The sequence below is a fragment of the Micromonospora craniellae genome (genome assembly GCF_014764405.1).
Taxonomy (GTDB): domain Bacteria; phylum Actinomycetota; class Actinomycetes; order Mycobacteriales; family Micromonosporaceae; genus Micromonospora; species Micromonospora craniellae.
The window spans coordinates 3,078,123-3,093,467 of sequence record NZ_CP061725.1 but is presented as its reverse complement, the minus strand read 5'-3'; the positions used below and the strand labels follow the sequence as shown (position 1 = coordinate 3,093,467).

The 15,345-nt window shown below is 70.9% G+C and carries 13 protein-coding genes; 6 read left to right on the top strand and 7 right to left on the bottom strand.

Annotated elements, in window-relative coordinates; genetic code table 11:
• Window positions 1-205: 205 nt before the first annotated feature.
• The 5 genes from ID554_RS13770 (at window position 206) to ID554_RS13750 (ending at window position 7,200) form a co-directional block, all read left to right on the top strand.
• On the top strand, window positions 206-793 hold the full coding sequence (locus tag ID554_RS13770) for a Jag family protein (protein WP_117228222.1): 588 nt from the start codon (window positions 206-208) through the stop codon (window positions 791-793).
• A gap of 81 nt (window positions 794-874) precedes the next feature.
• The gene (rsmG, locus tag ID554_RS13765; RefSeq protein WP_117228223.1) at window positions 875-1,627 is read left to right on the top strand and encodes a 16S rRNA (guanine(527)-N(7))-methyltransferase RsmG; all 753 of its coding nucleotides are present in this window, start codon (window positions 875-877) and stop codon (window positions 1,625-1,627) included.
• 379 nt (window positions 1,628-2,006) lie between these two features.
• Window positions 2,007-3,305 (top strand): ParA family protein, encoded by a 1,299-nt coding sequence (locus ID554_RS13760; RefSeq protein ID WP_117228224.1) that lies wholly within the window; start codon window positions 2,007-2,009, stop codon window positions 3,303-3,305.
• Between the two features lie 27 nt (window positions 3,306-3,332).
• Window positions 3,333-4,340, top strand: a complete 1,008-nt coding sequence (locus ID554_RS13755; RefSeq protein ID WP_117228225.1) for a ParB/RepB/Spo0J family partition protein — start codon at window positions 3,333-3,335, stop codon at window positions 4,338-4,340.
• Window positions 4,341-6,144: 1,804 nt separating this feature from the next.
• Window positions 6,145-7,200, top strand: a complete 1,056-nt coding sequence (locus tag ID554_RS13750; RefSeq protein ID WP_411710946.1) for a hypothetical protein — start codon at window positions 6,145-6,147, stop codon at window positions 7,198-7,200.
• Window positions 7,201-7,408: 208 nt separating this feature from the next.
• Here ID554_RS13750 and ID554_RS13745 read toward each other — a convergent pair whose 3' ends face one another.
• Window positions 7,409-8,398 carry a D-alanine--D-alanine ligase family protein gene (locus ID554_RS13745; RefSeq protein ID WP_117228325.1) on the bottom strand — a complete coding sequence of 330 codons (990 nt, stop codon included), beginning with the start codon at window positions 8,396-8,398 and terminating at the stop codon, window positions 7,409-7,411.
• 8 nt (window positions 8,399-8,406) lie between these two features.
• On the bottom strand, window positions 8,407-9,720 hold the full coding sequence (locus tag ID554_RS13740; protein ID WP_117228326.1) for an aminotransferase-like domain-containing protein: 1,314 nt from the start codon (window positions 9,718-9,720) through the stop codon (window positions 8,407-8,409).
• A gap of 292 nt (window positions 9,721-10,012) precedes the next feature.
• Between ID554_RS13740 and ID554_RS13735 the strand changes: the two genes are divergently transcribed.
• Window positions 10,013-10,678, top strand: coding sequence for a GNAT family N-acetyltransferase (locus tag ID554_RS13735; protein WP_117228226.1), 666 nt, complete (start codon window positions 10,013-10,015; stop codon window positions 10,676-10,678).
• A gap of 17 nt (window positions 10,679-10,695) precedes the next feature.
• On the opposite strand, the gene ID554_RS13730 is transcribed toward ID554_RS13735, so the two are convergent.
• The 5 genes from ID554_RS13730 to sigM all read right to left on the bottom strand — a co-directional run bounded on the left by ID554_RS13730 (window position 10,696) and on the right by sigM (window position 15,343).
• A complete protein-coding gene (locus ID554_RS13730) occupies window positions 10,696-11,862 on the bottom strand; it encodes an N-acetylmuramoyl-L-alanine amidase (protein ID WP_117228227.1) in 1,167 nt (388 codons plus the stop codon).
• 210 nt (window positions 11,863-12,072) lie between these two features.
• A complete protein-coding gene (gene trxA, locus ID554_RS13725) occupies window positions 12,073-12,396 on the bottom strand; it encodes a thioredoxin (RefSeq protein ID WP_117228228.1) in 324 nt (107 codons plus the stop codon).
• A 31-nt stretch (window positions 12,397-12,427) separates the two neighbouring features.
• Window positions 12,428-13,378, bottom strand: coding sequence for a thioredoxin-disulfide reductase (trxB, locus tag ID554_RS13720; protein ID WP_117228229.1), 951 nt, complete (start codon window positions 13,376-13,378; stop codon window positions 12,428-12,430).
• 175 nt (window positions 13,379-13,553) lie between these two features.
• On the bottom strand, window positions 13,554-14,630 hold the full coding sequence (locus tag ID554_RS13715; protein WP_117228230.1) for a hypothetical protein: 1,077 nt from the start codon (window positions 14,628-14,630) through the stop codon (window positions 13,554-13,556).
• A complete protein-coding gene (sigM, locus tag ID554_RS13710) occupies window positions 14,627-15,343 on the bottom strand; it encodes an RNA polymerase sigma factor SigM (protein WP_117228231.1) in 717 nt (238 codons plus the stop codon). The genes ID554_RS13715 and sigM overlap by 4 nt, the downstream gene beginning before the upstream one ends.
• Window positions 15,344-15,345 lie beyond the last annotated feature (2 nt).

The window sequence follows — 15,345 nt, the reverse complement described above, 5'->3', positions numbered from 1 at the left end:
GGGCCGCCGCCGGTCTCCCGACGGCGGCCCGTTGCGCGACGTGCTGCCGCCGAGAGGCCGGCGCCGAAGCGCGAAGCGCCGCGTGCGACGTGGCGGACGGGCGACACTGCCCTACAGACGTGCCCGTGGGCACCGGCGACGTCCCGCCGGCCGCGGGGAACCAGCGGACCCCGAGGTCCGGCCGAGCGAGTACGGAGATGACACCGTGACCGACACCAGTATCCCCCGCGCCGACCAGCCCCTGGACGACGAGCAGCCGACGACGGCGGCTCCGGTCGACGGCGAGCCGGAGGAGACCGACGCCGAGAAGGCGCCGAGCAAGGCCGCCGGTGAGGGCGACCTCTTCCGGCAGAGCGAGATCGCAGCCGACTACGTCGAAGGGCTGCTCGACATCCTCGACTACGACGGCGACATCGACGAGCTGGTGTCGGGCGGCCGTCCGGTGGTGGAGGTCGTCGGTGGCCGGCTGCAGAACCTGGTCGGCCAGCGCGGCGCCACCCTGGAGGCACTCCAGGAACTGGCCCGGCTCGCCGTGTTCCGGCAGACCGGATCGCCGAGCCGGCTGTTGCTCGACGTTGGCGGCTACCGCGCCAACCGGCGCAAGGAACTCGGCGCGGTGGCGCGCAACGCGGTCGAGAAGGTCAAGGAGCACGGCGAGGCGGTACGCCTGGAGCCGATGTCGGCCTTCGAGCGCAAGTGCGTCCACGACGTGGTGAACGCGATCGACGGCGTGGAGAGCGAATCCGAGGGTGTCGAGCCCAGCCGTCGTATCGTCGTCCGGCCCGCAGGCTGACGGGTGACCGCAGACGACGCCAGGGGCGTTGCCCCGTGCGGCCCGGGTGGTACGCCGCCCGGGCCGACGGCTGTTCCCCCCATGCCCTACCCGTCCACGGCAGCGGCCGGAGCCGACGGTCCCGACCCTGCGGTGGCGGTGCTGCCGCCCGAACGTGCCGAGGCGGCTCGCCGCCTCTTCGGTGACCGGCTTGACCTCGCCGCCGCCTACGCCGAACTGCTGGCCACCGACGGCGTGGTGCGAGGTCTGATCGGCCCTCGCGAGGCGCCCAGGATCTGGGACCGCCACCTGTTGAACTGTGCCGTGGTGGGTGAGCTGATTCCGCAAGGTGCGACAGTCGTCGACGTCGGATCGGGTGCCGGCCTACCCGGTCTGGTGCTCGCCATCGCCCGCCCCGACCTCACGGTGACGCTGGTCGAGCCGCTGGCCCGGCGCACCGTCTTCCTCGACGAGGCCGTGGAATCACTGGGACTGACCGGTTCGGTCCGGGTGTTCCGGGGACGGGCTGAGGAGGCCGTCGCCGAACCGGAGCTGTCCCCCGCTGACGTGGTCACCGCCCGGGCGGTCGCGCCGCTGGATCGACTCGCCGGCTGGTGCCTGCCGTTGGCCGAGCCGGGCGGACGCCTGGTCGCCCTCAAGGGTGCCTCGGCCACCGACGAGATCGCCGAGCACGCCGAGGCGGTGCACCGCCTCGGCGGCGGGGAGCCGGTGCTGCGCCGCTGCGGCGAGGACGTCGTCACACCACCGACCACTGTGGTCGAGGTCGTCCGCGAACGGATGGCCGCCCCACCCACCAAGGCCGCCACCAAGAAGTCCCGCTCCCGCCGCCGCTGATTTTGGGTTAAGGAAGGGTCCCCTCCTAGCGTCTGGCGCATAGGAGGGGACCCCTCTTAACACGCCCGGCAGCGGGGTGAACGCGCCCGGTGAGTCGATGGGCGGCGGGTGAAGCCGGTGGGCTCACGTCGGTCGGCGCGTCCAGGGGCCCGATATCTGCCCCTGCGCCGCGCTGCCGTGACCGGCGGGTTGCGAACCCGACGTGGACCCGCCACGCCCATGCGCCGTAGGCTGACCGCGCGTCGATAGTGTGGAGCGGGCGGTGATGGTCCTCCTCCGAGGGCCGGCCGCTCCCGCCGGGCGGTACCTCTGCGGGGACAGCGCGAGAGGCCCGGGTGACGGGTGCAGACCGACCATCCGAAGCGGGCAGGGATGACAGGTGCATGACGACGGCAGGTATGACGATCCGCGCGTGACCGGGTCAGCGGGTGACCCTGTTTCACGTGAAACCGACTACCCGAGCTGGCGCTCCCACGAGGCCGCGCAAGACCCGCCGGAGTCCATGCGGGAGGGGCCGACGTCTGGCGTACCGTGGTCTCCGAGTCCGGAATTCTCGTCCGGTCGGGAGACGTCGGACGGGACCGGACGACCCGTGAACGCCACCCCGGACGCCCGTGTGATTCCGATCCGCCGCAACACCTCGGCCGCCGCGCGGTTCGAGGCTGCGACGTATCAACCGGCACCCGGAGTGGTGCCCGACCCCCGTCCGGCTCCCGACACGCCTGCCCCTGCGGCCGTGCCCTACGAGCCGGCCGACACCAAGGCCGCGTACGTTTCACGTGAAACCCCGATGCGCGAAGAGGATGATCCACCGTTGGCAATGGAGGCGATGCGCGCCGTGCAGATCCTGAACCCCAGTGGCGAGGTGACCATGCCTCGGCCGGAGCGGACCCGGGTCATGTGCGTCGCGAACCAGAAGGGCGGCGTAGGAAAAACCACGACGACGGTGAACCTGGCGGTGGCATTGGCCCTGCACGGCAACCGGGTGCTCGTGGTCGATCTCGACCCGCAGGGCAATGCCTCCACGGGGCTGAACGTGCCGCATCACACCGGCGTGCCGGATGTCTACGACTGTTTGATCGACTCGGTTCCGCTTGAGGACGTGGCGCAGGCGGTCGAGGGCATCCCCAATCTCTGGTGCGTACCGGCCACGATAGACCTGGCCGGTGCGGAGATCGAGTTGGTCTCGGTGGTGGCTCGTGAGTCGCGCCTCGCCCGGGCCATCACCGCCTACCCGGGCCACTTCGACTACGTCTTCATCGACTGCCCGCCCTCGCTCGGCCTGTTGACCGTGAACGCGTTGGTGGCGGCGCAGGAGGTGCTCATCCCGATCCAGTGCGAGTACTACGCACTCGAAGGGCTGAACCAGCTCATCAACAACATCAACCTGGTCCGCCAGCACCTCAACCCGCGGCTCGATGTCTCCACGATCCTGCTCACCATGTACGACCGGCGTACCCGCCTGGCTGACGCGGTCGAGCAGGACGTCCGGAACCACTTCGGCGACAAGGTGCTCCAGGCGGTGATCCCGCGCAACGTACGGGTCTCCGAGGCACCCAGCTACGGCCAGTCGGTGGTGACCTACGATCCCGGATCGCGGGGCGCGACGAGCTACTTCGAGGCCGCACAGGAGATCGCCGAGCGGGGCGTCAAGGAGCCGGTGAGCCGGAATGCGTAGTGCGGAAGAGGCGCTGGGAGGCGTGGCATGAAGAACCGTCCTCGGGGTGGTCTGGGAAGGGGCCTGGGGGCACTCATCCCGACCGGACCGGTACAGGAGTCGGGTGGCGCCGACGCCATCACGAACGGCTCCAACGGAGCACCGGACGTGCTCGTGCCGCCCGTGCCAGAGGTACCGTTCCCTCCGGTCACGCCCGACCCGGTCCTCAGCCCGGTGCCCGGTGCCCGCTTCGCCGAGATCTCGGTCGACTCGATCGTGCCCAATCCGAAGCAACCCCGGCAGGTCTTCGACGAGGAGGCGCTGGAGGAGCTGAAGACCTCGATCCAGGAGGTGGGTTTCCTCCAGCCGATCGTGGTGCGGCAGCTCGACGACGAGAAGTTCGAACTCGTCATGGGCGAGCGGCGGTGGCGAGCCGCCCAGGCGGTCGGCCGGGACAGCATCCCGGCAATCGTGCGCGACACCCGTGACGACGCGATGCTGCGGGACGCCCTGCTGGAGAACATCCACCGGGCCAACCTCAACCCCTTGGAAGAGGCCGCCGCCTATCAGCAGCTTCTGGAGGAGTTCGGGGCGACCCACGAGGAGTTGGCCCGCCGTATCGGGCGCAGCCGTCCGCAGATCTCGAACACCATCCGTCTGCTCAATCTGCCAGCCCAGGTGCAGCGGCGGGTGGCGGCTGGAGTGCTCTCCGCCGGTCACGCACGGGCGCTGCTGAGCCTGGAGAACGCGGAAACGCAGGAACAGCTCGCGTTGCGAATCGTTGCTGAAGGGCTGTCCGTCCGCGCCACCGAAGAGATCGTCGCGCTGGCCCTCAGTGAGGGCCCGAGCAGGAAGGAGTCCGCCAAGCGCCGCTCCAAGCCGGTCGCCCCGGCCTTGGACGACCTCGCGGACCGGCTCTCCGATCGCTTTGACACCCGGGTGAAGGTCGACATCGGGCGGAGCAAGGGCAAGATCACGATCGAGTTCGCCACGGTCGACGACCTGGAGCGAATCGTCGGCATCATCGGAGTCGAGGCCGAGGAAGCGCAGGACTGAACCCCGGCTGCCTTCATCCGACGGCCGCGTCCCGAGTGGGCGCGGCCGTTCTCGTCGCCACCGGGCCGCCAGGACACCACGCGGCACCGCCGCCTGAAGGTCACCTGACGTCGGTGTGCCGCTTACGCCCTGGCTCCACTGATGCTCTGCCAAACAGTTGCCATCGGTCGGCGGTTGCCGGTCTGTGGCGTCGCCGCCAGGGCCCATACCGCGCCCGCCTCGGGCAGATCTGCGGCTGGGGCTCATCCGTGCCTTAGGTCGATTCGCGTCTCAGGCCGACCCCGTGCCTCGGGAAGTACCTCGGCCGTCCGGCCCCGGCGGGGAAACCCGGTCGGCCCGTCGGTGAGGCGGTGGTGCCGCAGGCCGGCCGGGCGGCTGATCGCTTGCCCTCGTGCCGGCGGCCCAACGGCCGGGTCGGTGGTAGGCGATGCGCAGTGGTACGCCCAAGCGGCCCGATCCCGATTCCGTGACCATGGACCGGTGGAAGTGGTCGCGGTGGGCGTTACGGGTGGAAGCACCTCGACGGATGTCGGGGGCCTGCGTCGGGTTCCGCCAGCGTCCACAAGATTGTGTGCCGCTGAGCCGGCACACCAACTTCCACCCCCGGAGACTGATCGAGCGACGCGGCCCGCTGCGAGGAATCCGATCTCCGCTTCCGCCACGCCCGCAGCCGTGTGGAGATCAGCGGAGGACCGCCTGTCCACCAGGTACTGCTCCGACCGCCACGTCCTCTCGATCGGGACTGCAGGTCCGGCAAGCGGGACGTCAGCCGAACGTCGGTCAGCCCGTCCGGTGGCCTCGTGTGCTACGCGGCCCGTTTCACGTGAAACGGGCCGTCCGAGCCCTACCCAGCGCCGGCGCGGCAACCGGGGCTCGCCAGGGACGGGAACCGACAACCCGCGCAGGCACAACTTCACCAGTCTCATGAAGCCCCGACAGTCGACCCTGACCCGAGAAGCGAAACGGGCTGACATCTGCCGATGGCCAGCTACAGCGCTCGGGCACCGGGGCTGAGGTCGGTCCTTGGCCCGAGCGGTGCGAGACCGCCGACGGCTCAACAGCATCGCTGCTGTCACGCCTATCCACCGATGATCGCGATTCGGTCAGCCGTGCTCGCGATCCCTTGGGCACCACCGGTTCGACCGACTCCCACCCGCCACCGCTGTCGACGCGGCCCGCCGCCAGTGAAGGCCAAGGTGCCGTGACCAAATCAGGACGTCCGGGTGCAGGCGGTCAACGTGGTCACCGGCGTCCGCGCCTTCCGGGGACGTCGCTAACCGGCCGCCGGACACCGGTACTTGGCTGATGGGCGCCCAGTCACTGTGTCGAAGTCCTCGGCTGAGCCGAGGCTGAGTCCAGGCGGTGGTCCGGCAAGGCGGCGCCTGGTCCGGATGCGGGTGTCGTGTCTGGACCAAGCGCCAACGTCGCCTGGGTCCACCGCAGGTTGGCGAGGGGCTTTGACGCGGGGCCTAGCTAGGGGTGCGGGACGGTTGGCATCGCGGCTTCGAGGCCCCGCCCGCCGCCGGTGACGCCGACTTGCTCAGACCGCACCGCACAGCCGACCCATGAACTCCCCTCTGTTTCACGTGACACGGGCGACGTTGGCGGCGGTCGGTTCGGAGCGCGAGTTATCCACACCGGTTGTCCACAGGCGTGCGATGTTTCACGTGAAACAGCGGCCGAAAACCCTTGTCGAACTGGGGAAGACGGCGACCACGCGCCTATAGGCAAGCCTGTGGATAACTCTGGGGAAAGCGGGTGGGCGTACTGCTGTCCCGCGATCCGAGCCGCCGTGGAATCGAAGATGCTTCGGGTAGGGACACTGGTGCCGGACTCGGTTAGGGTCAGCCTCGTGCACGACACCCCTCCCTCAGTCCCGGACTTCACCCAGTGGCCGTCTTTCCCCTTCGAAGGTGACCTGCAAGTCAAGCGACTCGACGAACCGGTCTTGGTGGAGCCGCCCCGCAAGGGTGAGGCGCACCGGGAATGCACCGCATGCCAGGCACCCGACGAGGCGTACATCTGGGTGGGTGAGAGGTGGCGCGTACGGGCCATGGATCGTCCCACCGGTCTGCCGATGGTCCTCATCCTGGAGTCTCGGTCGCACCTCGATCTCGGTGATCTGCCCAACCTGCTCGCGGCCGAACTGGGGGTGATGACGGTCCGGCTGGAGCGCGCCATCCGGTCGCTGGACGGGGTGGCCCGGGTGCACGTCAACCGTTGGGGTGACGGATCCGCGCACCTGCACCTCTGGTTCCTCGCCCGACCGTACGGGCGGCTCCAACTGCGCGGGACGTTCCTCAGCCTCTGGGACTCGATCCTGCCGCCCATCTCCGAGGACAAGTGGCGGGAGAATCTGGCCCTGGTCGCCGCCTGGCTCGCGGAGTTCGGCGGGCGGCCGTTGGCCGAGCCGCCCCGGATCCAGTGGCAGGCGCCGTCCAGCCTCGCTGCTCAGGCGGCACCCGCCAAGGAGAGTCAGCCGACCGAGGGCGGATCACTCCTGGATGCCATCGGGGAGACGGCAGAACCGCCGGACGTTCCGCTGGGCGACGACGAGCTGCCCGCCGGTCGACCGAGTGGTCCGCCCGGTACGACGCTCCCCGAGCAGGCCGTCGAGGAGCCGGACGTCGAGACGACAGCGGCCGAGGACGCCCCCGTCGGGTTCAGGAACGTCGAGCAGGCGGCTGCGGTCGCCGATCCGGCCGCACAACGCCCGGGTGTGCATCAGGAGGAGTCCAGGGGGTCGGGCGCCGAGACGGTGGCGGTGGCGGTGGAGTCAGATTCTGTGGGGGAGGAAACACCCTCGGCCGCAGCACCCGAACCAGCCTCCGGCAACGAGGGAACCCCACCGGCAAAGTGATCACCTGCCAGCCGTCACCACGTCATGAAACAGCGTTGCCTGACCGCCGGATCCAGGAAGTGCTGACCCTGCCCTCCCGACCTCGCCGTCGTCGGGGAGGGCACGAGGTGTGGCGCCATCGGTAGGGCCACGAGCGGGCGCTGGAGAGCCGCACGGCTGGTCAGCGGAGCCCGACGTCGACGGTGCCGGTAGAGCCGCCAGGAGGCTCTCAGCGGGCGGCGGCTCGGGCGACGAGGTCGGCGATCACCTTGCCGAAATCCAGCCCGGCGGCCTGCACGGCGAGCGGCAGCAGCGACGTCTCGGTCATCCCCGGGGAGACGTTGACCTCCAGGACGTGCGGCTGTCCGGCCGGGTCGACGATCAGGTCGACCCGGCTGAGGTCCCGTAGGCCGAGTGCCGTGTGGGCGGCCAGCGCCACCTCTGCCACGGCAGCGGCCACCGCCGCGTCCAGCCGGGCCGGCGTGTGCCAGGTCGTCCGGCCTGCGGTGTAGCGGGCGGCGTAGTCGTACACCCCGTTGCGGGGCACGATCTCGACCGGCGGCAGGGCCTGCGGACCGTCGCCCAGGTCGATGACGGAGACCGCCACGTCCATGCCGGGCACGTACCGCTCGACGAGCGCGGTCGAGTCGTACGCGAAACAACCGACCATGGCGGCCGGCAGGGACGTGGCGTCCCGGACCACGGCGGCGCCCAGGCCGGAACCACCCTGCGCGGGCTTCACCATCAGCGGCAGTCCGAGCCGGGCGACGATGCGGTCCAGCACGGCCACCGCGCCCAACTCGCTGAACCGGTCGTGTGGCAGCGCCACCCAGTCCGGAGTGGCGATGCCGGCCTCGCGCAGCACCGTCTTGGCCGACGGCTTGTCCCAGGCGAGGCGCGAGGCGCGGGCGTCACACCCGACGTACGGCACGCCGCAGAGGTCGAGAACGCCACGGAGTGAGCCGTCCTCACCGGTGGCGCCGTGCAGGGCGATCACCACGGCGTCCGGCGGGTCGGAGGCCAGCGCGGGCAGCAGGGCCACGTCCGCGTCGCGCAGCTCGGCCTCCATCCCGACGGAACGCAGCGCATCGAGCACCCGGCGGCCGGAACGCAGTGACACGTCCCGTTCGTACGACAGACCACCGGCGAGCACGAGAACGTGGAGGTCGGTGGTGGCGGGACCGGACACGACGGATTCTGCGGCAGCGGTGGCACCCATGCCGGGCATCATGCCAAGTCAGGTCCCGGGGTGTCGGAGCCGGCCCGGCCTCGCCGCGCGTCCGGCGCGCCGACCGCCCCGAACACCCGCCGCATGGCGATGTCCTGCTCCATGACGCTGGCCAGCCGGCGAATTCCCTCGCGGATGCGCTCCGGGGGCGGGAACGAGAAGTTGAGCCGCATGTGACCGTTGCCCGTGCCGTCGGCGTAGAAGCCGGTGCCGGGGACGTACGCCACCCGGGCGGCGATCGCCCGGGGCATCATCGCCTTGGAGTCCAGGCCCTCGGGCAGGGTGGCCCAGACGAAGAGACCGCCACCGGGTACGGTCCAACTCGTCCCGGCCGGCATCAGGTCCGCCATGGCGGTGAGCATCGCGTCCCGCCGTTCCCGGTAGACCTCCCGGTAGACCTTCAACTGCTCCCGCCACGGCATGCTGCTCAGGTAGGTGCTCACGGCGGCCTGCGCGTACGCGCTGGGGCAGAGGATCTGCGCCTCGCTGGCGATTACCAGCTTGTCGCGGACGGCGTGCGGGGCGAGTATCCAGCCGACCCGCAACCCCGGGGCGAACGTCTTGGAGAACGTGCTGAGGTAGAAGACACCGTCCCGGCGTCGCGCACGCAGAGGTGCCGGGGCCTCGCTCTCGAACCCCAACTGGCCGTACGGGTCGTCCTCGATCACGAGCAGGCCCGCCCGCTCGCAGATGTCGAGGACCCGATCCCGGCGTTCCTCGCTCAGCGTCACGCCGGCCGGGTTCTGGTAGGTCGGGATGGTGTAGAGGAACTTGACCCGTCGCCCGGCCCGGGCCTGCTCGGCGATGGCGATCTCCAACGCCTCGGGGATCAGGCCGTCGTCGTCCATGGGTACGTGCACGACCTGTGCCTGGGCGGCCTGGAACACCCCGAGCGCGCCGACGTAGGTCGGCCCCTCGGCGAGCACCACGTCACCCGGGTCGAGGAAGAGTCGGGCCACCAGGTCGAGCGCCTGCTGGCCGCCGACCGTCACCACCACGTCCTCCGGCGAGGCGCCGCAGGCGGCGTCGATCCCGGAGAGGGCCATCACCTCGCAGATCCGTTCGCGCAGCTCCAGCGTGCCCTGACCGATGCCGTACTGCAGGCTGGTGGTGCCGTGCTCGGCGGCGAGCCGGCCGAGCATCTCGCCGACGGCGTCCAGCGGGAGCGCGGCGATGTACGGGGCACCGCCGGCGAGCGAGACCACCTCCGGCCGGCTGGCGACCGCGAACAGTGCGCGGATCTCCGAGGCGGTCATCCCCCGCACCCGGCGGGCGTACCGGTCGGTGTAGTCGTCGAGTGTCGTGCCGGTCATGACATCACCTCGATACTGCTCGGACAGCTCCCGTCCGGGGATACCCAGGACACCGGCGACCATGGCGACACGGCGCGCCGAGTGTCGATGGTAGCTGCCAGACACCGCCACGAGCGCCCTCGATTACCGCGCGTCCACATGCCGGACCGGTGTCGACCGTGCCTGAGGAGAGCATTCGCGCGTCCCCTCCCGCGTCGCCGATCGGCGGCGTACGATCGCTCGTCGGGGGGCAGGGATGCGGCGGAGCCGTCCGGGTCGGTCCCGAGTCCGAGCCTAGTGTGGGGAAGCGCCAATGTCGCGACGTCTGGTCAGTCTGACCCTGGACACGCTGGAGGACCTGCCCCGTCCGTGCCGGCAGTGTGTCTACTGGGAGCTTGATCCGGTTTCCGCCGATCGCGCCTGCGCCGCCGGTGACCCGGGCCTGGAGAAGGAGGCGTGGGTCTCGCAGACGCTGCTGGAGTGGGGCTCCTGCGGCAAGCTGATCTACGTCGACGGCTTGCCCGCCGGTTTCGTCATGTACGCCCCGCCCGCCTACGTGCCGCGCTCGATGGCTTTTCCGACCTCGCCGGTGTCGGCCGACGCGGCGCTGCTGACCACCGCGAACGTGGTGCCGGCCTTCGCCGGTGGCGGGTTGGGCCGGATGCTGGTGCAGGGGGTCGCCCGCGACCTGACCAAGCGGGGCATCAAGGCGATCGAGGCGTTCGGCGACGCCAAGTTCGGTGACGCCGCCGATCCCGCCGGAGCCTGTGTCGCGCCCGCCGACTTCTTCCTCTCGGTGGGCTTCAAGACCGTCCGGCCGCACCCCCGCTACCCCCGCCTGCGGCTGGAACTGCGGACGGCGTTGAGCTGGAAGTCGGACGTCGAGTACGCGCTGGAGAAGTTGCTCGGCTCGATGAGCCCGGAGTCGCTGCTGCGCCCGGTCCGCCCGGCCCCGGCCACCCGCTCCACGGCCGGCTGAGGGCGGGCACCGGGCGGTCAGTCGACCACGGTGCCCGCGGCGACCGCCGCCCTCAGCTCGCTCACGTCGATCGAGCCGGTCGGCACGTCCCGCTCGATCGGCAGGTACATCCGTTGCACCGCCGCCACGATCGCTTCGACCACCCGGTCGCGGAACCGCGGGTCGATCAGCCGCGCCCGGTCGGCCGGTGAGGTGAGGTAGCAGACCTCGACGCGTACCGCCGGCATCCGGGTGATCCGCAACAGGTCCCACGCCTTCGCGTGGGTACGGCAGTCCCGCAGCCCGGTACGCGCGACGATCTCCCGCTGGACCAGCCCGGCCAGCCGTTCCCCGGTCGCCGACGTCACCCCGTTGTCGGTGCCGTAGTGGTATGTGGCGACGCCTTCGGCTTCCGGGTTGGCGTGCCCGTCGACGTGCAGCGAGATGAACACGTCCGCGCCGAGCGAGTTGGCCAGTTGCGCCCGGTCGATGTCGGGCAGGCAGGTCTCCGACGCCGGTCCCCGGGTGAGCTGCACCCGTACGCCCGATGCGGCGAGTCGCCCTTCGAGCCGGCTGGCCAGGTCGTGCACCAGGTCCGCCTCGGTCCAGCGCAAGGGGCCGTCGGGCACCACCACGCCCGGGTCGCTGCCGCCGTGCCCCGGGTCGATGACCACGGTGCGACCGACCAGGGTCGGCCCGGACTGCCGGATCGCGTCGGACTCGCGGAGCCACTGCGGGCGGCCGCCGACCACCTTGCGGCCGAGCCGCCGCAGCGCGTCCATCGTCTGCGGGCCGCAGGTGCCGTCCGGTGCCAGCCCCACCTCGCGCTGGAACTGGGCCATCGCCCGCGAGGTGCGGATGCCGTAGATGGCGTCGGCGCGGCCGGTGTCGTACCCCATCTCCAGCAGGCGTTCCTGCAACGACCGGACGTCTTCGCCGGTGAGCGGCACCGGGACGGCGTGATAGAGGGTGCGGGCACCGAGGCGCCAGCGGGCCGCGTCGAGTGCCCGCCAGGTCTCGGCACCGACCCGACCGTCGACGCTGAGCCCACGGGACTGTTGGAACGCTCGTACCGCCCGCTCGGTGGCGGCGTCGAACTCGTCGCTGAACGGACCGGTCGCCTTGGAGAGAAGGTCGAGGCTGGTCAGCACCGCTCGGATCTCGATCACAGCAGGTCCCCGGTCACCGGGACGGATCGGACGCACGCACGGCCTCCCCTCAACGATCGGTGGCTTACCTGGCCCTGTGGTCGGCACACGTGGCACCGCGACGGGGACCCAGGTGCTCACCGGCGTCCCTCGGCCCCGAGTTCGAGGTTAGGCGCTGGGCGTTCGGTGCGGGTGCGGGCGGGAAAAAACGCACCGACCCCGTCCCGGTGCTGCCCAGACGGGGTCGGTGCGATCACGTTGTTGGGGTCAGAGCGCCGATTCGATCAGCTTGACCAGTTCGCCCTTGGGCTTGGCGCCCGCGATCGACTGCACCGGCTCACCGTTCTTGAAGACGGTGAGCGTCGGCACCGACATCACCCGGTAGGCGCGGGCGGTCTCCGGGTTCTCGTCGATGTTGAGCTTGACGATGCTGACCTGGTCGCCCATCTCGCCGGCGATCTCCTCCAGCAAGGGCGACACCTTGCGGCACGGTGCGCACCACTCGGCCCAGAAATCCACCAGGACCGGCTTGTCGGACTTGAGTACGTCTGCGGCGAAACTAGCGTCGGTAACCGACTTGGTTGCTCCCACTGTGTGACCCCTCCTCCGGGATGTGTCTCGTTCAGCCCTTGGGCAGCGTGGCGATGAAGCGTTCCGCGTCGAGCGCGGCGGCGCAGCCGGTGCCGGCCGCGGTGATGGCCTGCCGGTACGTGTGGTCGACCAGGTCGCCGGCGGCGAAGACGCCCGGGATGCTGGTCCGGGTGCTGGGGGCCTCAACCTTCACGTAGCCCTCGTCGTCCATCTCCACCTGGCCCCGGAACAGTTCGCTGCGCGGGTCGTGCCCGATCGCCACGAACACACCGGTGACGTCGAGGACCTTGGCCTCGCCGGTGTGCACGTTGCGTACCCGCACCCCGGAGACCTTGCCGTCCGCGCCGACGACCTCCTCGACCACGGTGTTCCACTCGACCTTGATCTTGTCGTTGCCCAGCGCGCGCTCTGCCATGATCTTGCTGGCCCGGAACGAGTCGCGGCGGTGGATGATGGTCACCGACTCGGCGAAGCGGGTCAGGAAACTGGCCTCCTCCATCGCCGAGTCACCACCACCGACCACCACGATGTGCTGGTTGCGGAAGAAGAAGCCGTCGCAGGTGGCGCAGGACGAGACGCCGTGGCCCAGGTACTCCTGCTCACCCGGTACGCCGAGCGGGCGCCAGGCGGACCCGGTGGCGAGGATGACGGCCGAGGCCCGGTAGGCGGTCTCACCGACCCAGACGGTGCTCACCGTCCCCGGGTGGCCGGTGTCGGTCAGCTCGACCCGGGTGACGTCGTCGGTCAGGAACTCGGCACCGAACCGCTCCGCCTGCTTGCGCATGTTGTCCATCAGTTCGGGACCGAGGATGCCGTCCGCGAAGCCGGGGAAGTTCTCCACCTCGGTGGTGGTCATCAACGCGCCGCCGGACTGTACGCCCTCGATGACCAGCGGCTTGAGGTTCGCCCGCGCCGCGTAGACCGCTGCGGTGTAACCCGCCGGCCCGGAGCCGATGATGATCAGGTTGCGGACCTCGTCCACTGCCATCTCCCAATCGTGTTGAGCGTCGCCACCGGCGTCATCCGCCGATGCCGAATCGAGTGCCGACGCGGCGGCATTCTGACCTGCAGAACGTCATCGTACGAAGCGGAGATTCCCGAGCCGGTCATCCGGTGGGTCACGTCACTTGGTCGGCCAAACGTCCGGTGGCCGCGATTCACCCTACCTGCGATCGGAAGCGGGTGTCCGAGCCGGATCCGGGGATTCCGCACTCGGGCCCGCTGACCCAGGCCCACTGGTCGCCGGAGGCGTCGGTGAAACGCACCACCAGAGCCGGGAGCCCGCCGAAGCGGGCGTAGTCGACGACGTCGAAGACCAGCGGCTGATCACCGTGCTCGACACCGATCTCGGCCAGGCAGGCGCTCAACGCCGCCTGGTCGCCCAGCCGGCCGAGTTCGCCGGGCACGGCGGGCCGGTTGTCGCTCTCCGTGCTGTGCGTGGGCTCCGCGCCGCTCCCGGGGTCCTTCATCACCGTCGGCCCGGTGAGGCTCTCCGGCGTGTAGTCGGACCCCGTGCGCAACGGTGGACTGGCGATCCGGAACGGGGCGGGTGCCGAGGCGGCGGCACGGTCCGGCGAATTCGCCTGCGGTGCCTGTTCGGCGGATCCCTCCGGGTACGCGTGCGGCATGGCCGGGCTGGTTCCCCGATCGCTCAGGGCCGTGCCGGCCGTCGAGTCATCCCCCTGCTGCGGACGGGACAGCTGCAGGGCGCCGAGGCCGACCACCGCTGCGGCGGCCAGCGCGACCGGTCCGGCCAGGCGGGCCCAACGGCGCCGACGCCGACCCGGGTGGCTCGGGACGCCGCGCTCCGGCCGTGTGCTGCCGCCGGGCCGCCGGGTACCGCCGAGCGGCTGGGCCGGCACCGGCGAGGGCATCGTCGTGGAGTGGTCGTCGGTATCCGTGGTCGCCGCGTCGTCGGTGTCGCCCGACGAGCCGACGTCCTCCTCGGGTACGCCGACCGAGGGCACGGCCATCGGGAGGTCGGCGTCGCGCAGCGCGGCGAGGATCCGATCGCTGACCGCAGGCGGCATCTCGACCGGTGGCGCGCCCCAGTCGACCAACTCGTCCCGGACCTCGTCCACCGCCGGGGCAAGTCGGGCGTGTGCCCGTGCCCAGTCCGGGTCCTGGTCGACGAGGCGGGCGACCTCGGCCTGTTCCGGGGTGCCGTCCAGCGCGCCGCCGAGGTAATCGGCGAGCAGGTCGAGGTCGACCCCGCTGAACTCCCCGGTACTCACGCATCCTCCTGGTTGGCATCCGGGTGATGACGTCCCGACCTCGATCGGACGCCCTGCGGGGCTCGGGGGTTCCCCCGGGTGATCCGCGGCACCTCGCCGGCAGGTTCGCTGCCGGTACGCAGGTGCCCGAGCATGAGTGCCAACCGGGCGCGACCTCGGGCGCACCGGCTCTTGACGGTCCCTTCGGCGACACCGAGGATCCGCGCGACCTCGGCGACCGGGTAGCCCTGCACGTCCACCAGGACGAGGGCCGCCCGCTGCTCGGTCGGCAGGGCGGCCAGGGCGTCCCGGACGACCATTGCGGTGTCGTGGTCGCGTACCGGGGCGGTCGGCTCGGTGCCACCGGTGCCGCCACCGGCGTCCGTGTCGTGCGTACCGTCGGGCAGCGGCACGGTGGGATGAGCCTGTCGACGGCGGATGCGGTCGAGGCAGGCGTTCACCACGATCCGGTGCAACCAGGTGGTGACCGCGGCGTCGCCCCGGAACCGGGCGGCGGCACGGTGGGCCGACAACATCGCGTCCTGGAGTGCGTCGGCGGCCTCCTCGCGGTCGTTGAGGGTACGCAGGGCGACCGCCCAGAGCCGGTCCCGGTGCCGCAGGAACAGCGTGGCGAACGCGTCCCGGTCACCGTCGGCGTGCGCGCGGAGCAGGTCGATGTCGCTGGCGGCCCCGTCCACGGGTACGCCGGCCGCGTCCCGGCCGCGTACCTCCATCA